11 protein-coding genes are annotated in these 24,455 nt (G+C 69.9%); 2 read left to right on the forward strand and 9 right to left on the reverse strand.

All coding sequences use genetic code 11. The annotated features are described in order from the left end of the window. The first annotated feature begins 50 nt into the window (after positions 1-50). A complete protein-coding gene (locus ABZ939_RS19605; RefSeq protein ID WP_361856340.1) occupies positions 51-8,696 on the forward strand; it encodes a SpvB/TcaC N-terminal domain-containing protein in 8,646 nt (2,881 codons plus the stop codon). Positions 8,697-8,732: 36 nt separating this feature from the next. Here ABZ939_RS19605 and ABZ939_RS19610 read toward each other — a convergent pair whose 3' ends face one another. Both ABZ939_RS19610 and ABZ939_RS19615 read right to left on the reverse strand, forming a co-directional pair. After that, positions 8,733-10,859, reverse strand: coding sequence for a SpoIIE family protein phosphatase (locus tag ABZ939_RS19610; protein WP_361856343.1), 2,127 nt, complete (start codon positions 10,857-10,859; stop codon positions 8,733-8,735). A 115-nt stretch (positions 10,860-10,974) separates the two neighbouring features. After that, positions 10,975-12,261 (reverse strand): DUF2254 domain-containing protein, encoded by a 1,287-nt coding sequence (locus ABZ939_RS19615; RefSeq protein WP_361856345.1) that lies wholly within the window; start codon positions 12,259-12,261, stop codon positions 10,975-10,977. A gap of 264 nt (positions 12,262-12,525) precedes the next feature. Here ABZ939_RS19615 and ABZ939_RS19620 point away from each other — a divergent pair, with 264 nt between their 5' ends. Further along, on the forward strand, positions 12,526-14,373 hold the full coding sequence (locus ABZ939_RS19620) for a glycoside hydrolase family 15 protein (RefSeq protein WP_361856348.1): 1,848 nt from the start codon (positions 12,526-12,528) through the stop codon (positions 14,371-14,373). 24 nt (positions 14,374-14,397) lie between these two features. Here the strand turns inward: ABZ939_RS19620 and ABZ939_RS19625 are convergent, their stop codons facing one another. The 7 genes from ABZ939_RS19625 to ABZ939_RS19655 all read right to left on the reverse strand — a co-directional run bounded on the left by ABZ939_RS19625 (position 14,398) and on the right by ABZ939_RS19655 (position 24,050). After that, positions 14,398-16,173 (reverse strand): cation:proton antiporter, encoded by a 1,776-nt coding sequence (locus ABZ939_RS19625; RefSeq protein ID WP_361856351.1) that lies wholly within the window; start codon positions 16,171-16,173, stop codon positions 14,398-14,400. A 59-nt stretch (positions 16,174-16,232) separates the two neighbouring features. Beyond that, the gene (locus tag ABZ939_RS19630) at positions 16,233-17,291 is read right to left on the reverse strand and encodes a cytochrome d ubiquinol oxidase subunit II (RefSeq protein WP_361856354.1); all 1,059 of its coding nucleotides are present in this window, start codon (positions 17,289-17,291) and stop codon (positions 16,233-16,235) included. Then, complete coding sequence (locus ABZ939_RS19635) at positions 17,288-18,772, reverse strand: cytochrome ubiquinol oxidase subunit I (protein ID WP_361856357.1); 1,485 nt, start codon at positions 18,770-18,772, stop codon at positions 17,288-17,290. Before ABZ939_RS19635 ends, ABZ939_RS19630 begins: the two co-directional genes overlap by 4 nt. A gap of 35 nt (positions 18,773-18,807) precedes the next feature. Continuing rightward, a complete protein-coding gene (locus tag ABZ939_RS19640) occupies positions 18,808-19,647 on the reverse strand; it encodes an SDR family oxidoreductase (RefSeq protein ID WP_361856360.1) in 840 nt (279 codons plus the stop codon). 162 nt (positions 19,648-19,809) lie between these two features. Beyond that, positions 19,810-21,414 carry a GMC family oxidoreductase gene (locus tag ABZ939_RS19645; RefSeq protein WP_361856362.1) on the reverse strand — a complete coding sequence of 535 codons (1,605 nt, stop codon included), beginning with the start codon at positions 21,412-21,414 and terminating at the stop codon, positions 19,810-19,812. 123 nt (positions 21,415-21,537) lie between these two features. Further along, positions 21,538-22,455, reverse strand: coding sequence for a cyclase family protein (locus tag ABZ939_RS19650; protein ID WP_361856365.1), 918 nt, complete (start codon positions 22,453-22,455; stop codon positions 21,538-21,540). Positions 22,456-22,478: 23 nt separating this feature from the next. After that, complete coding sequence (locus tag ABZ939_RS19655; RefSeq protein ID WP_361856367.1) at positions 22,479-24,050, reverse strand: gluconokinase, GntK/IdnK-type; 1,572 nt, start codon at positions 24,048-24,050, stop codon at positions 22,479-22,481. Positions 24,051-24,455: the final 405 nt, after the last annotated feature.

Below are 24,455 nucleotides of genomic sequence, written 5' to 3' on the forward strand. Positions count from 1 at the left end.
CGTGGAGAATTCCGCGGGCCTCATGGGCCCGCAGGCGGGGGCCGGCGCTGGTGCTGGCACTCGCGTTGCCGGTGTCGCTGGTCTCGGCCAGTGAGATGACCTCGCCCCGCGCGGTGCCGGTGGCCGCGGTCGTGCCGGCGCTCGGTGGCTGCGTGCCGGGGACGGCGGCCCGTACCAAGGACCCGGCCGCGCGCCCGTCGACGGCGTGGGTCAACCCGGACACGGGGGTGACCAAGAGCGTCGCGCGGGACGGCGCCGAGGTGACGCTCGCCCCCGATGCGGTGTCCGAACCGACCAAGGTCGGGATCGAGCCGCTGGACGAGACCGCCCTGCCGGGCATCGGCGCGGGCATGGAGAACGTCACCAAGGGGCCGGCGGGCTACCGGTTCACCCCCACCCCGCACACCTTCGACACCGGCATCACCGTCTCCCTGCCGTACGACTCCGAGGCGCTGAAGCGGGCAGGGCACACCCCGGGCGACATCCGGACCTTCTACTTCGACGAGACCGGCACCTGCTGGCGGGCGCTGGAGCGGATCGCGGTCGACGAGGACAAGCAGGTCGTCGTCTCGCGCACGGATCACTTCACCGACATGGTGAACGCGGTGGTCACCGCCCCCGAGGGCCCCGACCAGGTCTCGTCGGACCCGAACCAGATCCAGAACATCCAGGCCGCCTCCCCGGTCACCGGCGTGAACCAGATGGCGGCGCCGGGCGCCAACTCCCAGGGTGACGCCCGGCTTTCGTACCCGCTCGAACTGCCGCCCGGACGCGCCGGCCTGGCACCGTCGTTGTCGGTGGAGTACGCCTCCTCGGCCGCCGAGGGCTGGCTGGGCACGGGCTGGGACCTCTCCGTCCCGTCCATCTCCGTCGACACCCGCTGGGGTGTGCCGCGCTACGACCCGGCCCGGGAGACCGAGACCTATCTGATGGGCGGCGAGCAGCTGACGCCCATGGCCCACCGCGGGACGCCCGCACCCCGGAGCACCGGCGAGAAGGTCTTCCACGCACGGATCGAGGGCGGCTTCGACCGGATCGTGCGCACGGGAGACTCTCCGGCGACCTACGGCTGGGAGGTGACCGACAAGTCCGGGGTGCGCTACCTGTACGGAGGCGAGGGCGCCACGCTCGCCGACGACGCGGGCAACGTCTTCTCCTGGGCCCTGCGCGAGGTGCGCGATCCGCACGGCAACACGGTGCGCTACCAGTACGCGCTGGTCCGGGACGCGGGCGTGGCGGGCGGTACCGTCGCCGGGCGTGCCCTGTACGTGCAGCGGATCTCGTACACCGGGCGCGGGGACACCGACGGGCCCTACACGGTGACGTTCGTACGGGACAGGGAGCTGGGCGAGGCCCGGCGGCCCGACGTGTCGATCGACGCCCGAGGCGGGTTCAAGCGGGTGACGGCCGACCTGCTGCGCCGGATCGAGGTGCGCTTCCAGGACAAGCCGGTCCGTTCCTACGAACTCGCCTACACCACAGGCGCGTTCCGCAAGACACTGCTCAAGTCGGTCACCCAGCTCGGCGCGGACGGCAAGGAGTTCAACCGGCACGCGTTCGAGTACTTCGACGACATCCGCGACGCGAAGGGCGCCTACGAGGCCTTCGCCAAGGTGAACTGGACCTCGCCGGACGACAACGTCCGCAACGGCGCGGTCGACAGCGTGAAGCGGGGGGCCGGCGAGGCCGGCGCACTGAACGGCAACACCTCGAAGAGCGTCGGCGGCCACCTGTACGTCGGCTACGGCGCGAAGCCCTCCAAGAACGGCTCGGTCGGCATCAAGGCGGGCTACAGCAGGTCCGGCGACGAGGGGCTGCTCTCCCTGGTGGACGTGGACGGCGACACCCTGCCGGACAAGGTGTTCAAACAGGGTGGCGGCTTCGTCTTCCGCAAGAACCTCTCCCGGCCGGGCGGCGAGCCCAGGTTCGCCGACACCACCACCGCGCTGCGCAACCTGCCGGGCATCATGAGCCAGTCCGCCAACTCCCTCACCGTGGGTGTGGAGGGGTACATGGGCGTTGCGGCACAGCTGGACTACGTCGACACCGTCTCCACCACCCGGCGCTACTTCAGCGATGTCAACGCCGACGGCGTGGTGGACCTGGTCGACGGCTCGTCCGTGCGCTTCGGCCGCGTCGGCACGGACGGCACGGTGGAGTACGGACCGGCATCGCAGACCCCCGTGCCGATCGGGGCGGGCCAGGTCGACACCGGTCGGCTGCTGCCGGACTACACGGCCGAGCGTGAACGGCGCATCGACTCGTCCCCGCTGGTGGACACGGTGCGCAGGTGGACCGCTCCCTACGACGGCACGGTGCGCGTCACCGGGACAGTGACGCTCGAGAAGACCGACGAGCAGGTGGAGTTCTCCCAGCCGGACGGTGTGCGCGTCGCCGTGCAGCACGAGGACGGCGAACTGTGGGCGCGGCGCATCCAGGCCGGAGACGACACCGCGTACACCCCGCAGGGCGTGGACGCCATCGAGGTCAAGCGCGGCGAACGGCTGTACTTCCGTATCGGTTCCGTCTTCGACGGCGCGGGCGACAAGGTCGCCTGGGACCCGTCGATCACGTACACCGGGTTCGAGGCGAGCGACGCCAACGGCCTGCCGCTCCACTCCTACACCGCTTCGAAGGACTTCACCCTCGCCGGCCGGGCCGGGAGCGTCGAGGCGCCGGTGGACGGCACGGTGCACCTGACCGGTGACGTGCGCAAGAAGGCGGCGACCACCGACGACGTCACCGTCCGGATCAGCCAGGCGGGGACACCGGTGGTGGAGAAGACCATCGGCGCCGCCGAGACCGGAACCTTCCCGGCCGACGCCACGATCCGCGTCACCAAGGGCCAGAAGCTGTCCTGGCGGATCGTCTCCGACTCACCGATCGACGTCACCGCCCTGGAGTGGGCGCCGCTCGCCCGCTACACCGAGGCCGAGGGGGTGACCCCGGCGGCCGGCGACGACGCCCAGCCGCTCCAGTTCCGGCCCCCGTACGACATCGACACCCACGTGCCCACAGGGCCGGCCGGCGTCCAGCAGCCGATCACATCCCCCGGCGGCACCTTCACCGCCACCGCCCACGTGACGGCCGCCGAGGGCACCACGGGCCGGCTGGTACTCACGGTCAAGAAGCACGGCGCGCTCCTCGCGAAGAAGGTCTTCGACGTCGGCGACAAGCCGTCGGTCGAGGTGACCGCCCCCGCGGGCGAAGCGCTCTACGTCGACATCACGGCGGCCACGCCCGACCTCGCCACGAAGATCCAGAGCGCCGAGGTCGCGATCGACGGCGGCTCGCCCGTGCCCGCCACCGTGCACGCCCCCTCCGTCGAAGACGTCTTCGGGCGCCTGTACCGCGGCTGGTCGTACATCGGCTACAACGGCAACAGGGACCGCGCCGGACAGCCGATCAAGCAGGACGACCTCACCGCGGAGAAGGCCAAGGAACACCTGCCCTCCGACGTGGACCCGGCCCGGGACCGCGAGGCGTTCGAGAAGAACCCGAAGATCACCGCGCCCGACGTCGTGCCCTTCGCCCCGGACGGCGAGCACGGCCGCTGGGGAGCCGGCGAGCACTCCTGGGCGGCGGCCTCCTCCGCCTCCAGCTCACGGTTCGGCGGCCGGACCATCGGCCTGCCCACCGCCGAGTCCCTGGCCTCCGCGCACGCCGTTCCCCGTATGTCGCACTCGAAGCAGATCTCGCTGACCGGCTCGCTCGGCGGCGGCGTCGGCAGCGTGGGCGGCAGCGTCGCCCTGGGCACCTCCAGCGGTGAGCTCGACTACCTCGACATGAACGGAGACGGGTTCCCCGACGTGGTCGGCGCGGGCGGAGTGCAGTACACCGACCCGACCGGCGTGCTCGGCACCACACGCGGGTCCGTCCCCGGCGGAGCCGTGCGCGCGTCCGACACCCGCAGTGGCAACGCGAGCGCGGGCAGCGCGGCGCGCACCATCGCCACCGGCCGCGGCCAGGCCGCCCCGCCCGGCTGGGTCACGGCCGACACCTCCTCCGCCGGCAACGACATGCCCCCTCTCGGCATCGGCGGCAACCTCGGCACCAACCGCGCCGACGCCTCGTACGACCTGCTCGACATCAATGGCGACAGCCTGCCGGACCGGGCGTACGAGGACGGTCGCGTCGCCCTCAACCTGGGCTACCGCTTCGCCGCGCCCGAACCGTGGCCCGGCGGCAAGCTCAACGAGGGCCACGGCTCCACCGCCGGCCTGAACATCGGCTTCAACACCGACTTCTACGGATTCGGCGGCGGTGCCTCCTTCCAGCAGCAGTCGTCCTCGACGAAGAGCTCGCTGGCGGACGTCAACGGAGACGGCCGCGTCGACCGGGTCTTCGCCGGGAACCCGGTGCGGGTCGCGCTCAACACCGGCTCCGGCTTCGCCGAGCCCGTCCCCTTCCACGGCAGCCTGGACGGGATCAACGCCGACTCCAACGCCCAGCTCGGCGGCGGCGTCTACTTCACCGTCCCCATCTGCTTCGTGGTCGGCTGCCTGATCATCAACCCGGGCGTCAACGTGTCCACCGGCGCCTCGCGCGCCGAGCAGATGATCCGCGACATCGACGGCGACGGCCTGGCCGACCACCTCGCCTCCGACAAGGACGACGAGTTGGTCGTCGCCGCCAACCGCACCGGCCGCACCAACCTGCTCAAGAACGTGACCCGGCCGCTGGGTTCGCGCATCGACCTCAGCTACACACGCGACGGCAACACCTACGACCAGCCCGGCTCCCGCTGGCTGCTGGCCGGCACGCGGGTCCACGACGACCTGCCCGGCGACGGCCCCGACACCCAGGCGTTCTCCTTCTCGTACAAGGGCGGGAAGTACGACCGCCTGGAGCGCGAGTTCCTCGGCTACGGCACCGTCACCAGCACCCAGCTGGGCGAGGCCGACAAGCCGTACCGGAACACCGTCCGCGAGTTCGACACCCGCGGACACGTGACCCGCGGCCTGCTCAAGCGCGAGGCGGTCACCGACGCCTCCGGGGCCCTGTTCACCGAGACCCTCAACACGTACACCCTGCGGGAGGTGTTCTCCGCATCGGTCTTCCCGCAGCTGGAGCGGACCGAGGCACGCTGGTACGACGGCGAGGGCGGGGCGACACCGGGCAAGACCACGTCCACCGAGATGAGCTACGACGCCCTCGGCAACCTGGTGCGCAAGGTGGACTACGGCGAGCCCGGCGCCGCCGACGACGTCGAGACCAGGACGAGCTACACCGCGTGCACCGACACCCACATCGTGGGCGTCGGGCAGTCGGTGGAGGTCCGCGGCGGCGGCAAGCTCATGCGCTCACGTGACGCCGAGGTGAACTGCACCACGGGCGACGTGACCCGGCACACCGCGCACCTGGAGGGCGGCACCGAAGCCGTCACCGACCTCGCGTACAACGCCGACGGCACACTCAGGTCGATCACCTCGCCCGAGAACCACCGGGGCCAGCGCTACCAGCGCACCTACGAGTACGACGTGCCGACCGGCACGCAGGCCACGGCGATCGAGGACAGCTTCGGCTACCGCTCCACCGCCGCGTACGACCTGCGCTTCGGTCAGCAGACCGAGTCAACGGACATCAACGGTCGGCGGACGGTGTCGGAGTACGACGCGCTGGGCCGCCTCACCGCCGTGACCGGCCCGCACGACCACGGCGCCGGGCGGCCGACGATCGCCTTCACCTACCACCCCGACGCGCCGGTCCCGTACGCGGTGACCCGCCATCTGGACCGGGACGCCGCGGGGACGGTGAAGGACGACACGATCGACACCGTCACCTTCACCGACGGCCTCGGCCGCGTGGTCCAGACGAAGAAGGACGCGACGGTCGGCGGCGAGGACGTGATGACGGTCTCCGGCCGTGTCGTCTTCGACGCACTGGGCCGCACGGTCGAGCAGCGCTACCCCGTCACCGAACCCAAGGGTGACGCCGGGACCGTCTTCAACACCGCCGTCGACACCGTCCGCCCCACCACCCTCACCTACGACGTCCTCGACCGCACGCTGCGCACCACGCTGCCGGACGGGACCTCCACGTCGGTGGCGTACGGCTTCGGCAAGGACCGCGCGGGCACCGTGCAGTTCGAAACCGTGTCCACCGACGCCAAGGGCAACAGGACCACTGCCTACAGCGACGTGCGGGAACAGCAGACCGCCGTCCGCGAGCCCGGCGCCAAGACCGGCGACGCGCCGATCTGGACCAGCTACGCCTACGACCCGCTGGGCGAGATCGTCAAGGTCACCGACGACCACGACAACGTCACCACCTCCGCCTACGACAACCTGGGCCGCCGCACCGTCGTCGACTCACCGGACGCAGGCCGGACCGTCACCGGCTACGACCCGGCCGGCAACGTGATCCGGCAGCAGACCGCCAACCTGACGGCCAAGAACCAGGCCATCACCTACACCTACGACTTCGACCGCGTGACCGAAATCCGCCACCCGGTCTTCACCGGCAACGACGTCCGCTACACCTACGGCGCGCCGGGCGCGGAGCACAACGCCGCCGGCCGGGTCACCAGGATCGAGGACGCGGGCGGCGAGGTGACGCGGAGGTACGGCCCGCTCGGCGAGGTCACCGAGGAGACCCGCACCCTGCCCGGCCCCGGCCCGCACGTCCGTACCTTCACCACCGGCTACCACTACGACAGCTTCAACCGCATGCTGTCCCTCACCTACCCCGACGGTGAGCGGCTGTCCTACACCTACGACAGCGGCGGCCAGGTCAGCGCCGCCGTCGGAACCAAGAATGGATTCGACTACACGTACGTCCGCTCGCTCGCGTACGACAAGTTCGGCGACCGCGCGGCACTGGAACTGGGCAACGGCACCCGCACCACCTTCACCTACGGTGCCGAGGACCGCCGCATGGCCACCCTCACGTCCACCCTGCCGACCGGGTCCGCGTTCCAGAACCTCGCCTACGAGTACGACGCCAACGGCAACCTCACCAGTCAGAAGAACGTCACCCAACTCCCGGCCGAAACCCCGAAGCTGGGCGGCCCCACGGAGCAGACCTACACCTACGACAACCTGAACCGGCTCACCGGCGCCGCGGGCTCCTTTCAGTTCATGGCGAACAAGACCGATCGCTACACCTACTCCACCTCGTACGACACGGTCGGCAACATCACCGCCAAGGACCAGCACCACGGCATCCGCGTGGGCAACGGCCACGAGCAGGTCCAGAAGAACACCACGTACACCCAGGCCTACACGTACGCGGCCGACCGCCCGCACGCCCCGTCCGTGATCGGCCGGGCGAGCCTCACCTACGACGCCAACGGCAACCTGACCGACAGCGTGTCGTCCGCGCCCGGCAAGCCGCGCCGTCAGCAGATCTGGGACGAGGAGAACCGGCTGGCCTGCGTCCACGACACGGCCAAGAACCAGGACCAGGCACAGGACCCGTCCTCCTGCAACCAACCCGGCAAGCCGCCGTCGGTCCGCTTCACCTACGACGACCAGGGCAACCGGGTGGTCAAGGACGGAGCCCAGACCACCCTCTACCCGAACCAGTTCTACACGGCGCGCAACCAGACCGAGTTCAAGCACGTGTACGCCGGCGGCACGCGCATCGCCACCAAGACCTCGAAGCCCGGCAACGCCTACGAGAAGGACCAGTTCTTCTCCCACGGCGACCGCCTGGGGTCGGCGTCCTTCGGCACGGACGGCTCCGGCCGGCTCGCCGAGCACCTGGACTACTTCCCGTCCGGTGAGACCTGGGTCGACGAACGCCCCGGCGAGAAGAACCCGTACGGGTTCACCGGCAAGGAACTCGACCCGGAGACCGGTTACACCTACCACGGAGCGCGCTACTACGATCCGCGCGGCGGGATGTGGGAGTCCACCGACCCCGCGCTGGGCGCATACCTGGACGGCGGCGCGAACGCCGGGGTCCACCAGCCGTCGAACCTGCAGCTGTACGGCTACGCGTACCAGAACCCTCTCCGCTTCACCGATGACGACGGCCGCCAGCCGGGCGAGCCGTTCAACCTGGGCCGGCACCTGCAGGAGAAGTACACGCTCCACCACGACCAGGCGATCGTGATGGCCGCGGCACAGCTCCAGGCGATGGGCACGGCACGGCCCGGGGGCACCTGGCAGGTGTCCATGGACCTCCAGTCGGTCAAGGGCGGGGGCGATCCGCGGAACAGGGTGATCGCCACCGGCGGCCGGGCCGACCTGCTGCTGTGGACGGACTCCACGGTCTACGTCTGGGATGCCAAGAACAAGGGTGGCCAGGCCGAGGCCAACGGCCCCGGCGATGTGCAGTGGTACGTCGCCGGCATCACGGCGCAGCTCAGGGCCCAGGGCGACATGCGCCGGGTCGCGGCCGGCTTCGATCTGGTACCCATGCAGGCCCCGTCGGCGCACCAGCCCAACACGGTGCTGCAGGTCGAGTCGTCGACGAAGTACCCCGGGAAGGGAGTCATCACCTACTCCGCCTCCCAGCGCGCCCCGCAAACGGTCCCGGTTCCCGTGACCGCACCGCAACCGCAACGCTCACGTCTCCAGACGGCGGCGAAATACGTGGGCGCCGGCGTGCTCATCATCGGCGCAGGCGTGCTCATCGTCGGCACCCTCGCCGAGGACGTCGCCACCGGCGGCGCCGGAATCGCCGACGACCCGGCCTCCTTCGGCGCGGCCGCCGCCATGGCGAGAACAGGCTGGGCGCTGGTCCCGTAGAGCGGGTGAGAGGCGCCTGACGGGCGAAAGCTCAGGTCAGGCGCCTCCACGGTACCGAATTGGTTCGTGCTCGACCTGATCGGTCTTGCCATGCGTGAGGGCCGCCTGTGCGATGAGGATGGCGACATCGTCGTGGTCGTCGGGGTGTCGCAGGGCGTGCAGGAGCCACTGGCAGGTGTCATCCAGGGGCCGGCGCGGTTCATCGAGGGTCCGCAGCAGCGTGTCGAGACGATCGTCGATGGGGTGGTGGCGGGTCTCGATGAGGCCGTCGGTGTAAAGGATGAGCCGGTCGCCCGGGTTCAGGTCGAAGGCCGTGGTCTGGAAGGGGACGCCGCCGACGCCGAGGGGCGCTCCTGTGGGCAGGTCGAGCAGCCGGGGGTGTTGGCCGGCCGCGGCGAGGACGGCCGGGAGGTGTCCGGCATTGGCGATGCGGCACCGGTGGTCGTGGGGGTCGTAGACGGCGTAGACGCAGGTGGCGATGTAGTGCTCGAGCCCGCGGGTGAGCTTGTCCAGGTGCTGGAGGACCTGGTCGGGGTTCAGGTCGAGGTCGGCGAAGGCGCATGTGGCGGTGCGTAGGCGTCCCATGGTGGCGGCGGCGTCGATGCCGTTGCCCATGACGTCGCCGACCACAAGGGCCGTCTTGTCGCCGTCCAGCGGGATGACGTCGTACCAGTCGCCGCCGACCTCGTTGGATGCCTGGGCGGGCTGGTAGAGGGAGGCGACCTCCAGCCCTGTCAGTCGGGGCGGCGTGCCGGGCAGCAGACTACGTTGCAGGGTCTCGGCGGTATTGCGCACGCTCTCGTGCCAGCGGGCGTTGTCGATGCAGACGGCCGCCCGTGCGGCCAGTTCGCCGGCGAGAAGTACGTCGTCCTCGTCGAAGGGGAGCGGGTTGCGGGCGCGCAGAATGTCGAAGGCGCCGAGGACCTCGCCGCGGGCGATCAGCGGCACGGCGAGGTAGGAGTGTGCGCCTGCACGCGCGAGGACGGCCGCCGATTCGGGACTCTGGGCGATGCGCAGGAGATCCTTGCTGTCGACCTTGGCCACGAGGACGGGCTGCCCTGTGTGGACACACTGAGTGACCAGGCGGTCGGCGCCGTAGGAGGCCAGATCCCCGACCTTGTCGGCGGCAGCGGTGATCTCGGTGGGGTAGGCACTGGCCACGGCGAGTGCACGGAAGAGTTCCGGCCCCTCATGGGACTCGCCGGTGCGGCGGAAGGCCAGTACGGCGTCGAGGACATCGACCGCCGCCACATCGGCCAGATCGGGGACCGCGATCTGGGCCAGTTCGTGGGCGGTCTGCTCCACCCCGAGGGTGGTGCCGACGCGGGCGGAGGCGTCGGCGATCAGGGCCAGGCGTCGCCGGGCCCGGTCCGCCTCCGTCGCCGCCCGATGGCGTTCGGTGACGTCGACGACGGAGGTTGCGACGCCGAGGATCCGTCCGCGCGAGGTCTCGATCCGGTAGTTCGACACGGACCACGCGTGATCACGGTCAGGGTCCGCCGGCGTGCGGCCGACGGTGTACTGATCGATCAGCGGCGTGCCGGTGACCAGGACCTGCCGCAGCGCCGACTCGATGGTGTCGACGTCGATGGACGGCAGGATCTCGCGGGGGCGGCGCCCGAAATGATCGGCGGCAGGCATGCCGTTGATGCGCTCCAGGGCAGGATTGACCAGCATGTACCGCAGATCGGTGTCCAGCAGAGCGATGCCGATCGGGGACTGCGACACCAGTCGCTGGGAGAGGGCCAGGTCCCTCTCCACCGTCTGGAGCGTCGTCTGGTCGGCGGCGATGCCCAGCGCGTAGACGTCGCCGAGGTCGTCCAGCAGCCGCATGGCCCGGAACTCCACCAGACGCGTGCTGCCGTTCTTGTATCGGATCGGAAACGCGCCCGCCCAGCTCGCACCTGTGCCCAACACCTCGGCGAACAGCTTGACGACCAGGTCGCGGTGCTCTTCACGGACCAGCAGGTCAGCCGCTCTCCGGCCAAGCGCCTCCTCGGCGCTGTAGCCGAACACCTCATCGGCCTGCGGACTCCAGAAGACGATCCGGCCTTGGTCGTCCAGGACGACCGCCGCGACGCTGAGCACGTCGAGCAGCCCTCCTGGCGGCCTCGTCGCCCGACGGTCCTGCTCCTCGCCCTGGTGCGACTCCTGGGTACCCATCCTGAAGGCTCCCTCCTCGGCGGAGCCCGCTCGCGGCGCGGGCCGGTAGAGGGCTTCCCCTCCATGCTGCTCCCCGAGCCCGTGCGGCACGATCCGGGCGACCCGTGCGATCCCCCTACGAGGGGTACTGCCCACCGATGCCCTGGTGGTCGGGCTGTTGTGCGATGGCCCGGCGGGCCGGGTCGGTGAACTCTCGCTCGATCGACTCCTGCAGCAGGCTGATCTCCGCTCGCACGGCGGCGTGCTGAGACGGCGGCAGGGTGTCGAGCAGGCCCTCGAGCATGGCGTGGAGCCGTCGGCAGATCTGCACGGACGAGGATCCGTAGTCGCGGATCTCGCATACGGCGAGCTGAAGGAAGTTCTCCCAGTCACGCCCCGGCAGCACGAGCCGGGCGTGCTCGTGGCGATCGGCGATGACGTATCGACCGGGGAGGTGTGTGCTGCCGACCGTGTGCAGGAAGGACTCGATGTAGTTGACCACCTGCACCGCGGTCGTCGGGTCGTTCACCGCTGGGGAGAGGGCCCTGATGGCGATGTCGACGAGGACCCTCAGGGCGAAGGCGGGGTCCTGTTCGATGGTGCGCTCGGCCCCGAGGGCGACGAGCCCGGTCACCCGGTCCGGGTCCGGTTTCGATGTGCCCCCGTGGACCTCGATGAGGACAGTGCCGGGCGGTACGAAGTCGCCGATCAGCCGGGTCACGACGAAGACGCAGTCGTGGCGCGCCGCCTCCGAGACCAGCCCGGCCACGTTGAACGCCTGGATGGCTCCACCACGTGCCGTACGCAGGCGCATCACCGGACCGCCGGACGGCACGGTGTCGTCTCCGCGTGGCGCCGCGTCCCGGATCGCCGCGGCCCCGCTGGTGAAGACGGCCTCTCCCATGCGCGTGACCAGCTTGGCGATGGCCACCGGTCGGAGGCTGTGGGTGAACCTGTTGAGGTAGACGAGCAGGAGCACGAGGCTGACGGCCACCGCCACGCCGGCCAGCGTGACCCCGAGGTCGGGGACGGAGTCGGTCTCGACGCTGCGCAGCAAGGAGAACGCGAACGCGAACGTCCCCGTGAAGGTCGCCAGCACAGCCTTCTGCAGCCGGTCCCGGTACCACAGGCGCATATAGCGAGGGGAGAGGGTTCCCGTCGCCTGCTGCACGACGAGTACGCCGATGGTGACGACGAATCCGAGCAACGCCACCATCGCCCCCACGATGGCGGAGAGCACGCCACTCGCTGTCGTCGCGGAGTAGTGCCAGCCGCTCGGCGGCCAGTCGGCGCTGTCGGCGGTGAGCGCGAGCTCAGCGAGAAGTACGCCGAGGACGAGACCGAACAACGGCACGATCCACAGGCTTGCCTTGACGTATTGCCGCAGCCCGAACCTGGCTGCCCAGGACGTCAGGACACCCACGTCGCGCCTCCTTCACCGGGAGGAGTCCGGTGCTCATGAGGCACACGAGACCGCGGGCTCCCTCGGCGGGAGCGCTGCCACCCCACGGTAGAGCCCTTCTCGGAGCGGCGCAGCGGCAGAGCTCCCGTCCTCGCCCGGTGCGACTCGCTCGTCAGGACGGGACGACACCCGTCGGCCTAAGCTGGCCGAATGGCGCACGCACCACCTCGGGTGCCGTGCGACGGCGCCCGATCGTTGTCTACCGGGGGCCGAAAGGGGCTCAAGATGGACGACTACCCCCTGATCGAGAACCATGGCCTGATCGGCGATCTGCAGACCGCGGCCCTCGTGACGACCGATGCGACGATCGACTGGTTCTGCTGTCCGCGCTTCGATTCGCCCAGCGTCTTCGGTGCTCTGCTCGACCGGCGGAAGGGCGGCCATTTCACCGTCAGGCCGGCCGCGGAAAGCTACACCACCAAGCAGCTCTACCACCCGGACACCGCCGTTCTGGTGACGCGCTTCATGACCGAGGCCGGGGCGGGCGAGGTGGTCGACTTCATGCCGGTGACCGGCACGACGGCGACGGATCGGCACCGTCTGGTCCGCATGCTGCGCTGCGTCCGCGGCAGCATGACGTTCGAGGGGGAGATCGCTCCGCGCTTCGACTACGGCCGCAAGCCGCACGAGCTGCACCTCACGGAGCACGGGGCCTTGTTCACCTCGGAGGACATGGACCTCGCCGTCCACGCCGTCCGTGAGCCGCAGGACGACCGGCTGCTGAACATCCTCTCGGGTGACAAGGACCTGCGCTTCACCCTGACCCTCCAGGCGGGGCAGCAGCGCGGCATGGTCATCGAGTCGTCCCCCGGCGGGCCGCCGCACGAGGTCCGGGTGTCGGAGTTCGAGCGGCTCTTCCACGAGACGGTCCGATTCTGGCGCTCGTGGCTGGGCCAGTCCACGTACTCGGGCCGTTGGCGGGAGGCGGTGGAACGCTCGGCGGTAACGCTGAAGCTCATGACCTTCGCGCCGACCGGCGCTCTGGTCGCCGCCCCCACGACGGGTCTGCCCGAGCAGTTGGGCGGCGAGCGCAACTGGGACTACCGGTTCACCTGGATCCGTGACGCCTCGTTCTCGGTGTACGCCTTGCTGGGCCTGGGTTTCAGGGAAGAGGCGAGGGCGTTCATCAGCTGGCTGCACGACCGCGTCAAGGAGAAGGCCGGCGAAGGAAACGGCACCGGGCCACTGAACATCATGTATCGCGTCGACGGCTCCTCCGACCTGGTCGAGGAGACCCTGGAGCATTGGGAGGGGTACTGCGGTTCCGCCCCGGTCCGCATCGGCAACGGCGCGGCGAGCCAGCTGCAACTGGACATCTACGGTGAAGCGCTCGACAGCATCTACTTCGCGCACCAGCACGGCATGCATCTCGACAACGGGGGCTGGAAAGCGCTGCACACTCTGCTCGACTGGCTGGTCGACCATTGGGATCAGCCCGGAGAAGGGCTGTGGGAGACCCGTGGCGGCCGGAAGGACTTCACGTACGGCCGCGTGATGTCCTGGGTGGCCTTCGACCGCGCCCTGCGGATCGCCTCCGACGACGGCCGTCCCGCGGCCGGTGGCCGCTGGGTGGACGCGCGTGACGAGATCTACGCTCAGGTGCTCAGCAAGGGATGGGACCCGAACAAGCAGGCCTTCGTTCAGCATTACGGCGACGACGTACTCGACTCGTCGTTGCTGCGCATGCCGACGGTCGGTTTCATCACGCCGGACGATCCGATGTGGAAGTCCACCCTGGACGCGATGGACCGTGAGCTGGTCAGCGACAGCCTGGTCTACCGCTACAACCCCGAGGCGTCACCCGACGGACTGCGCGGTTCCGAAGGCACCTTCTCTCTCTGTACGTTCATGTACGTCGACGCCCTGGCGCGGGCCGGACGCACCGACATGGCCAGACTGGTGCTGGAGAAGATGCTCACCTACGCCAACCACCTGGGCCTGTTCTCCGAGGAGATCGGCCTGACGGGGCGACAGCTGGGCAACTTCCCGCAGGCTTTCACGCACTTGGCCCTGATCGACGCGGCGATCACCCTGAACGCGAAGCTCAATGGGCCGCCCGGGGGCGGGAGGTAGTCGCACGGAACCTGCGTGCGAGGTTCACTGTCCGGCCTCCGTCGGGACGGAACCGAGGAGGATGACGGTGTCCCCCTGCTGAGGGACGGTCTGCTCCCGCTCGGTGACCGGGTCCAGCCGGTGGTCGGCCCGCACCACGAAGAGAGTTTCGTGCTCCGGTGGCAGCGGGGCGGAGGCGGGCTGCACCACGAACCGCGCACCTCGCTCGTAGCGCTCCGCCAGGACGTGCCGGACGAGGGAACGGCCGAAGAGGATGTCGCCGCCGGTGTAGGGAGCGACCACGCCATGGCTGTCGTGCGGTGGTCCGACCCGGTAGACGGGCCCCTCGACGTTGTCCTGCATCACGACCGAGGCGAGCGCGTTGAAGTCGTCGTCGTCGGTGGCCAGGAACACGGCCGTCACTCCCTCCAGGCGCGCCCCGGGGTTGATGGCCGTGGCCAGCAGATCGCCCTTGGCCAGGTCGATCCCCGCCTCCTTGATCAGCTCCCGCTCCGCGTCGAGCCCCGCCCACATCAGCACGTCCAGCCCGGCGGACCGCAGGGCCCTTCCCAGGTCGACCACCCACGGCTCCCCGCCCACCAGGAGAATGCGCGTACCCGCCGGTTTGACGACGCCCAGCCGTCTGGCCATGGGCGCCGCCGTCAGCGAGTAGAGCAGAACGGTTCCCACAATCACCAGAAATGTGACGGGAAGGATCATCGCGGCCCCGCTCACCCCCCGGTCGACCAGGCTGGCGGAGAAGGCCGATGCCGTGGCCGCCGCGACGATGCCGCGCGGGTCCATCCATCCGATGAAGGCCCGCTCCCCCCGGGCCAGACCCGAGCGCGCCGTGGCGACGAAGGCCACGAGCGGCCGCACCACCAGGACGAGGATCGCGATGAGCGCGAGCGCGGGAAGGAGTACCGGCACGAGCGATGCCGGGGTGACGGTGGAGGAGATGGAGACGAACAGCAGCCCGATGATCAGCTGTACCAGGGTCTCGAAGAAGGGACGCCGAGCAGGCATGTCGAAGCCGCGGATGTTGGCGACGGCCAGTCCCGTGACGATCGCGGCGATGAGCCCCGTATCGTCCCGTACGATGTCGCAGCCTGCCGATACGGCGATCACCGTGGCGAGTTGAGCCAGCGTACCGAGGGTCTCGCCGAGCCGAAGGGTCCGCAGAGTGAACCACAGCAGCGCGGTTCCCACGATTCCGCCGACCAGCCCCACGGCCAGGCTGATGCCGAACTGGCCCAGCTGGTATCCCCGGCCGATGTCGACCTGGTGCGTCGTGGCGATGGCGTGGAAGGTGAGCGCGCCGAGGATGCCGCCGATGGGGTCGGTCAGCGTCCCCTCCCAGATCAGGATGCGGCGCACCTTGTCGGTCGGCCGCACGAAGTCGAGCAGCGGACCCACGACGGTGGGACCCGAGACGACGAGGATCACGCCCAGCATCGCGGCCACGCGCAGCGGCATGTCGAACATCGCCGGTGAGACCGCCGCGATGACCAGAAACGTGAGCAGCACCCCGTACACCAGCAGTCGTCCCACGATCCCCCGGGTGTGGCCCGTGAGCTTTCGCAGGTCGAGCCCGAGGCCGGCGTCGTAGAGGATCACCGCGACGGACAGCGACACCAGGTCGGAGAAGGCCGGCCCCAGCAACTTGTCCGGATGGATGACATCCGTGAGCGCACCGGCGGCGAACCCGACCGGCAGCAGGATGATCAGGGCCGGGACGCGCAGCTTGCTCGCCAGGATCTGCGAGCCGGTGGCGAGCACCACCGTCAGGGCGAGTCCGAGAAAGATCTCGTCGTCGGTCACAGCGGCTTCCTTCGTCGGAGTCCGGGTGCGAGGGGGATGGCCGGCGTGGGGCCGGGCGGTCAGCCGCCGGGCGTCGCACCGTCACCGTCCGAGCCGCTTCCGCTTCGCAGCTCGGCGTCGGAGAGCTCTTCGAGCTCACCGTGGGTGTCCAGCCAGTAGAGGAGGACGACGGCCGGCATGACGAGCACGAGGGCCACCAGGGTGACGATCGCCAGCCACGTCAGCGTGGCGGGTGCGCCCGCGGCGTCGGTCACGGTCAGCGAGGTGGGGATGAGGTAGGGGCGCTGGGCCATGCCCCAGGCGATGACGGCGCAGGCGACGACCCCGACCGCCGTGACGCGCATCCACACGCTCGGCGTCCGCAGGAGCAGCCAGACCGTCGCGAGTGCGGCCACCCCGGCCACGACGACGAAGAGCAGCCCCAGGCCGTGGGTGAGTCCGTGCCAGACATAGGGGGAGTCCTCATGAGTGACGAAGCCGGTGATCACTGCCAGGACGGTGAGCGCGCCGAGAGTGCTCAGCGCCCGCCACCTGAAGTAGCCGACCAGATCGGGCGCGTCGAAGCGGCGGGCATCACCCGTGAGGAAGACCGCGCCGAGGAAGGCGGTGGTCGCGATGGCGACGAACCCGAACATGAGGGAGGTGGGGTTGGACCAGGTCTCCGCCGAGGCCGCGGTACCGGGCGCCACCCGTCCCGACGCGACCCCGCCGACGGCGGCACCGAGGAAGAACGGTGTGACGACCGAGGCCACGGCGAACACGGCACCGTACAGCCGGCGGCCTGCGAGCCGCCGGGAGGGCTTGCGGAACGCGAAGCCGGCGCCGCGCAGCACCAGGCCCACGGCGGCCAGGGCCAAGGGGAGCCACATCGCCGAGAACACGGTCTGGAACAGGATGGGGAAACCGGTCCACATGATGACGAGAACGAAGATCAGCCAGACGTTGTTGACCTCCCACACGGGAGCCATGGCATGGTCGATGAGCCATCTTGGACGTTTTCCGCGTTCCGTGCCTCCGGCAGTCAGATCCCAGAAGCCGGCGCCGTAGTCCGTGCCGCCGGCGCCGGCGTACGCGGCCACGGCGAGGAGCAGCACGACGGCGATGAGGTCGGCGGTCATGGGCGGCCGTCCTCGGCCCGGGCGGCTCCTCCGCCGCCGGCGGCGGGGGCGTCACCCGCGGGGAGAGGCGCCCGCGGCCCGTAGGGGGTGTCCGCCTCCGGCACGTGGGGCGGACCTCCTGCCGTCTGCTGCTCGTCGGCGAGCCGCCAGCGCGTGCGCATCTTGAGCAGGATGACGAGGAACGAGCCGAAGAGGAACACGTACACCACCATCACCACGCCGAGCATGATCCAGAGGCTGGTGGAGCGGGTCGAGGTCACCGCCTCGGCGACCCGCATGTCCTGGTAGACGATCCAGGGCTGGCGACCCACCTCGGTGGCGATCCAGCCGCACTCGACTGCCACGACGGAGGCGACGCCCGCACAGGCCGCGGAGCGGTAGAACCACTTCGAGGCGGGAAGCCGCCGGTGCCGCAGCCAGACCAGGCCGTACCAGAGGGCGAGCAGCACCAGGACGGAGCCGATGAGGACCATGATGTCGAAGGCCCAGTGGGCGATGGTCGCCTGAGTGGCCGTGGGACGCTGGTCCGCCGGTACGGAGGTCAGGCCCACCACCCTGGTGTCCGCACTGAATCCGGCCAGGAAGGAGTCGAGCAGCGGGATCTTGATGCCGCCCTTGACGCTCCCGTCCTCCTGCAGGCGCCCGAAGAGGTACTCCGGCACCCTCGTGTCGGTCTCCCAGACGATCTCCATCGCGGCGAACTTCACCGGCTGCTTGTGGAACACCGACCGGGCGATCGCGTCGCCCAGGACGAACTGCACCGGAGTGGCCACCGCGGCGATGGTGAACGGAACGGCGAAACCGAGCCGGTGGTAGTGGTCCCGACGGCCGCGCAGCCAGCCCATGGCGTAGACACCGGACACCATGAAGCCCGCGGTGAGGATCATCGCCACGACGAAGTGCCAGTACTGCGGCCCGAACATCGGGGTGAAGATCGCCTTCCAGACGTTCACGTCGACGGGGTTGCCATGGGCGTCGAGCGAGAAGCCCTGGGGCGTGTTCATCCAGGAGTTGGCGGCCAGGATGCCGAACGCCCCGAGCAGCGCGGCGGCCGGGAGAGGCAGCCCGAGCAGGAAGTGCGTACGGGGCTTCAGCCGCCGCCATCCGTACAGGTAGATGGCGATGAGCACGGCCTCGAGGAAGAACGCCCATGCCTCGACACCGAATCCGATGCCGAAGACATCACCCCACCTGCCCATCAGGCCGGGCCAGAGCAGGCCGAACTCGAAGGAGAGCACGGTGCCGGTGACGATGCCGAGCGCGAACTGCACCGCCATGACGGCCGACCAGCGGCGCGCGAGGAGCAGTGCCGCGGCGTCCTTGCGGCGCAGTCCGCGGTAGTGCATCACCAGGGTGATGAAGGGGAAGGCCACGCCCAGGGGCACCAGGATGATGTGGGACGCAAGGGTGAAGGCCATGAGTTCCCGGGCCGGCAGGAGTTGGGCCGGGGCATCTGCCAGCAGGTGGAACGAGGTGGGCATAGCCGCCTTCGCGTTCGTGACAGTCCGGGAGAGGGTCAGCCGCCGGTGGCGAAGCCCGGGAACAGAGTCATCCCGCCGTCGACGTACAGGGTGGTCCCCACCACGTAGTCCATGAGGTCGGAGGCAAGCGCGACCACGGCGTGGGCGATGTCCTCGGGGTCGCCGATCCGGTCGTACGGGATCAGCCTCAGGAGGTCCTCCCGAGCCTCGGCCGTCTCCCAGGCATCGCGGTTGATCGGCGTCTTGATCGCCCCCGGGGCGACCGCGTTCACCCGGATCTTCTCCGGTGCGAGCTCCTGGGCCAGGGTCTGCATCATCATCTGCACACCGCCCTTGGAGGAGGCGTAGTTGACGTGGCCCGACCAGGGGATGATCTGGTGCACCGAACTCATGCAGATGATCTTCCCGGCGGCGCGGGACACCTCGGGGACGACGCCACGGCGCCGGAACTCTTTGACGGCCTCCCGGGCGCACAGGAACTGACCGGTCAGGTTGACGTCGAGGACCTTCTGCCACTGGGCGAGAGTCATGTCGGTGAGCCGCGCGTCCCGCTGCAGCCCTGCGTTGGCGACGAGCACGTCGATGGTCCCGAACTCCTTGACCATCCGGTCCATCATGGCCGTGACCTGGTCCTCCTGGGACACGTCCGCCTCGTAGGCCGCCGCCCGCACTCCGAACGAAGCGATCTCCTCGACCACTTCCTCCGCGGTCTCACGGCCCGCCACGTAGTTCACGACCACATCGGCGCCGGCTCGGCCCAAGCCGATGGCCGTGGCCTTGCCGATGCCCGAATTGGCTCCGGTGACCAGCGCCTTCTGGCCCTGCAACAGACGTGCGGGGATCACACCCTGCGGTGCTCCCACGGTGGATTCCACGATGCCCTGCCTCCTCGCCCGGCCGCGCTCCGCCCGGCTCCGGCCGGGCGGACACGGGGGCCACGCAATCACCGGCTGCGGCCGTCGGCATGCCCTGGGCACCGCCGTTGGGCCGTTGGGCCGAGCATCTTCGTCCGATCGGTCCAGCGGTCTGCCCTGGTCTCAGCCAAGACGGGCCAGGAGGTGGTCGCCGACCCGCAGGGCATTGGCGATGGCCGTCAAGGACGGGTTGACCGCGCCGATGCTCGGGAAGAAGCTGGTGTCGACGACGTAGAGGTTGTCGAGGTCGTGGGCCTTGCAGTTGACGTCCAGCGCCGAGGCGGCGGGGTCGGTGCCGAAGCGTACGGTGCCGGCCTGGTGCGCCGTCGCGCCGATGGGCATGCCCTTGTGCAGGTAGATGCTGTGGGACAGCAGGTGGTGCTCGTGCATGCCCAGGTGGCCGAGCATTCCCTGCAGTTTGTGCCTGAGCCGCTTCAGGCCCTCGATGTTGTTCTTCTCGTCGAGAGCGAGACGGATGCGGCCGTCGCCGTCGAGGGTGACCCGGTTGTCGGCGAGCGGCAGGTCCTCACCGCACAGCCAGAAGTCGACGGCATGGTGCGCCAGCACCTCGAACGGCATGTCCGGTGCGACCGCACCGGCCCATCGCGGGGCCTCGCCGTGGATCTGCTCGGCGTCCGACTTGCCGAGCATCTGGATGCCGCCCAGCGGGAACTCCCAGTCGTCCGCACCGAGGTACCAGTCGTGCAGCGCCAGCGTCTTCTGAAACTGGGTGTCGTTGGGCTCCTTCGACACCGCCATCAGGGCCAGGTTGTTGTGCCGCATGTAGAACCGGCCGACCACGTCGGAGCTGTTCGCGAGACCGCGGGGATGGTGCTCGTTCGCCGAGGTCAGCAGCAGCGCCGCTGAGTTGACCGCGCCGCAGGAGACGACCACCACGTCGGCCGTGAACCGGACCTCCGAGCCGTCGGCCGACCGGCCGACGACCGCGCTGACAGTGCGTCCACTCGCATCGGTCTCCAAGCGGACCACCTGCGTGTTCGTGACCATCTCGACGTTGGGATGCCGCAGAGCAGGCTCCACGCAGATCACTTCGGCGTCGGACTTGCCGCGCACCAGACACGGAAAGCCGTCCACCCGGTTGCAGCGGATACAGACACTGGAGTGTGTGGCCCGGCCCCCGTCCTCCTGGCTGAGATTGACACCGATCGGCAGGTGGAAGGGGCGCAGACCGCGCTTCTCGAGGTCGTCGCTCAGCTGCTGGATGCGCGGCTCGTGCTCCACGGGAGGATGGGCGTACTGGGCGCTCACCGCACCCTCGGTCGGATCCTCGCCGTGCCGTCCGTGCACGAGGTAGAGGTGCTCGGCCTGCGTGTAGTACGGCTCCAGATCCTCGTACCGGATCGGCCAGGCGGGAGAGAGACCACCGTGGTGCCGGAGCTCACCGAAGTCCTCGGGCCGCAACCGGAAGAGGGCGGCGCCGTAGAACTTGGTGTTCCCGCCGACGTAGTAGTTGACCTCGGGCGGGAACTCGCTGCCGTCCTTGTCCAGCCAGAACTCCGGTGCCCGGTACTTGCCCTTCACGAACACGGCCGTCGAGTCCCAGTTGTCCCGCTCGCGCGGCAGGTAGTCGCCGCGTTCGACGAGGAGGACGCGTTTGCCGGACGGGGCGAGCCGGTGGGCGAGGGTGCCTCCGCCGGCGCCGGTGCCGATGATGATGACGTCGTAGTGAGGGGCGTCGCCCACGACGACCACCGTCCTTGCGCTCATGGCCCTGCCCTGGCGCCAGGACCTGTCACTCCGCGCTGCGGAGACCCTGCGTTCCCACCCAGACGAACGTATCCGCCCTCCTGACGAACGGCGACCGGAGGAGACCCCTTGCCTGTACGGCGTTCACAGCACCGCGATCGGGTTCACGGGCGAGCCCGTGCCTCCGGGCAGCCGTAGCGGGGCGACCACGCACAGGAAACTCCAGCGTCCGGCCTGCGCGCACAGTGGGGCCAGGTCCTCGAACTGCAGGTAGTCCATCAGTTGGATGCCCATGGCCTGCATGGCCAGGACATGGACGGGGAAGGCGACGTCCTCCACCGCGCTGGGCGCGGTGTCGTTGTTTCCGTCTCCGCCCAGGACCGCGACCTGCCGCTCGGCCAGAAACTCCAGGGCGGTCGCGTGGAGGCCGGCCCGAGCCGTCGCCGCGTTCCACGGTCCGAGTTCCGTACGGCGGAGGCGATGGCCCACCCGGACGAACAGCAGGTCCCCCGGTCCGACACGGACCCCTTGCGCGGCCTCGGCGGCCGTCAGATCGTCCGATGTCACATGGTCGCCCGGCTCCAGCCACGGCACGCCACGCAGCCGGGGGATGTCCAGCAGTACGCCCCGACCGACGATGCCGTCCGCGACCAGCTCCACGGAGAGCGCACGGGCCCCCTGGGCGCTCATGCTGCTCGCGGCCACCCCGCCGTACAGCTCACCGTCGAGCACCACGTGGCAGAGCGCGTCGAGATGGCTGTCCGCGTCCCCGTGCACGTTCATGGCAAAGCGATCGGTGGCGAAGTGCAGTCCGTCCGCGCCCAGGTCGTCCGGAGCAGGCCCGGTCATCCGGTGCACCGCGGGCTCGGGGTTGTCGGGGCCCCGCACGGTCTCGATCGGAGCGGCCAGCGACACCGTACGTCCGAGGCGGACCTCCGCGACGGCGGCCACGACCCGCTCGGGTGTCACATGGCAGAGCGCGCCACGTCGACCGTCCACCGTCGACCGCGCAGACTCGCGCCGCAGGCGCTCGTAGAGCGCCCGGAAGTCGTGCGCGCTCATACGGGGATCGGGCGCGGGCGGGGTCACGGCGGTCCCCATGGGCTGAGGCCCCACCGGAGCACATGCGTGGCGCCCGGCTCGAGCACCGTGAGATCGGTGCCGCTCCGAAAGGCGTCCGGCGGACAGGACATGGCCTCCACGGCGACACCGCGACGCCGCCGTTCGGGTTCGGCCAGGGTGTCGCCCGTGTAGACCTGTACGTACCGGGTGCCTTCGCCAAGCCACAGATCGACACCCCGCAGCCCGGAAGGGTGTGCCAGCCGCACGACGGCCCGGCCGTCGGGGCCGCGGTCGAGTCCGGTGAAGGCCGTGTCCAGCCGCAGATCGCCGATGGGGCGGGCGGTGCGGAAGTCGTACGTGGTGCCGTCGACCGGCTCCCGGCCTGTCGGCAGCCCCTGGTCGTCGGTTCGCAGCAGGTAACGGGCGGGAACGGTCAGGAGCGCGGCGTCGACGAGGTCGGTACCGACCGTCAGATAGGGGTGCTGTCCCACTCCGTAAGGGGCCGCCGTCGTACCGGAGTTCATGGCGAAGACGGCGGTCTCGAGCCCGTCGGGTCCCAGCCGGTACTCTGCGCAGACCTCGAGGAGGAAGGGATATCCGGGCTGCGGGCAGAGCGTCGTGCCGATTCGCACCGCCTCGTCGGTGCGGGCGAGCAGCTTCCACAGGGTCCAGCGAAGCAGGCCATGGATCGCGTTGTTCTTCTCCGGTTCCGTCAGAGGGAGTTGCTGATCCTCGCCGCCGAAACGGTAGCGTCCGCCGCCCACGCGGTTGGGCCAGGGGGCGAGCAGTTGCCCCCGACCGCCCGTGATGGCGGATCCGGCGGAGAACCCGTCGAGCAGCGGTCGGCCGTTCACGGCGTAGTCGCGCAGAGCGCCGCCCAACTGGACGACCACGGCACTCTGGCCGCCACGGGTCAATTGCCACTGCACGCCTGTGGGGCTGTGGGACACGGAAGGCTCCTCACTCACGACAGCCTGCTCCGCGACGGCCCCGGGCGGCAGACGGCCTGCGGCGGATTCCCGGGGCATCAACGACAGCACCGCTGCGACGACGGCCTCCGGAGGCTGGTCGATCTCCACCACCAACGGGTGCTCGTCAGGCTCCGGCTCCTCCAGGTCCGCGAACTGGCTCTCCAGCAGCTCCGCCGGAAAGAAGTGGCCGTGTCGGGCGGCCAGCCGGGAGTGAATCAGCGCGCGCGATCCGCGCAGGTACACCAGACGGACTCCGGGGCGCCCCGCCAGCAGCCTGTCCCGGTAGTCACGCTTGAGCGCGGAGCAGGTCACGACGGCCGGACGACGGCCCGCGATCTCACGGTCCATCCACTCCCCGATGGCGTCGAGCCAGGGCCGCCGGTCGCTGTCCGTGAGAGCGTGACCGGCGGCCATCTTGGCGCGGTTCGCCTCGGAATGGAATTCGTCCGCGTCCCGGTACGGCCAGCCGAGCCGCTCTGCGAGGAGACGCCCCACTGTCGTTTTGCCCGACCCGGCGACGCCGACGACGAGTACCAGGTCCGGCAGTCGCCCGGTGGCTGTCTCGCGTGCCGCGGCCGCGGCGGTCCCGGACGTCAGGCCCTCAGCGGCCGGGGGGCGACGCACAGCGCCCGGATGACCAGGACCCAGCCCCGGCGGCGGACATCAGCCGGCCGCTGACGTGCGCTGCCTCTCTCCAGCCGGGTTCGCTCACGTGTGTTGTCATGACAGGTGGTTCCTCCCTGCCCTTGGGCCCGCCCGCCGGCGCGTTTCGACACGGCGAGTCGAATACCTCAAATCTGACCCCGCGCGGCCCCCTGCGCACGTCGACGGTGTCACCGGCCCGCTGGTGGTACAGCTCAGAACCAGTACCAACGGCCCGAAGTGGTTTCACTTCGAACTGCCGGTCGATGGTACGTGTGGCACGCTGGACATACGGGCAGGAGGATCCTTCATCGCCACGCAGGGTGCAGGAACGCGGGGAGCCGTGGCCGGCGATGAAGCCGCCGCACCTTCACCTCATCCTCGCGT

The organism is Streptomyces sp. NPDC046712 (assembly GCF_040645695.1).
GTDB lineage: Bacteria > Actinomycetota > Actinomycetes > Streptomycetales > Streptomycetaceae > Streptomyces.

Bases quoted from the DNA above. Each gene is read 5' to 3' on its own strand.
- ABZ939_RS19610 (WP_361856343.1), bottom strand. From the start codon at position 10,859: ATGGGTACCCAGGAGTCGCACCAGGGCGAGGAGCAGGACCGTCGGGCG.
- ABZ939_RS19620 (WP_361856348.1), top strand. From the start codon at position 12,526: ATGGACGACTACCCCCTGATCGAGAACCATGGCCTGATCGGCGATCTG.
- ABZ939_RS19630 (WP_361856354.1), bottom strand. From the start codon at position 17,291: ATGACCGCCGACCTCATCGCCGTCGTGCTGCTCCTCGCCGTGGCCGCG.
- ABZ939_RS19635 (WP_361856357.1), bottom strand. From the start codon at position 18,772: ATGCCCACCTCGTTCCACCTGCTGGCAGATGCCCCGGCCCAACTCCTG.
- ABZ939_RS19645 (WP_361856362.1), bottom strand. From the start codon at position 21,414: ATGAGCGCAAGGACGGTGGTCGTCGTGGGCGACGCCCCTCACTACGAC.
- ABZ939_RS19650 (WP_361856365.1), bottom strand. From the start codon at position 22,455: ATGAGCGCGCACGACTTCCGGGCGCTCTACGAGCGCCTGCGGCGCGAG.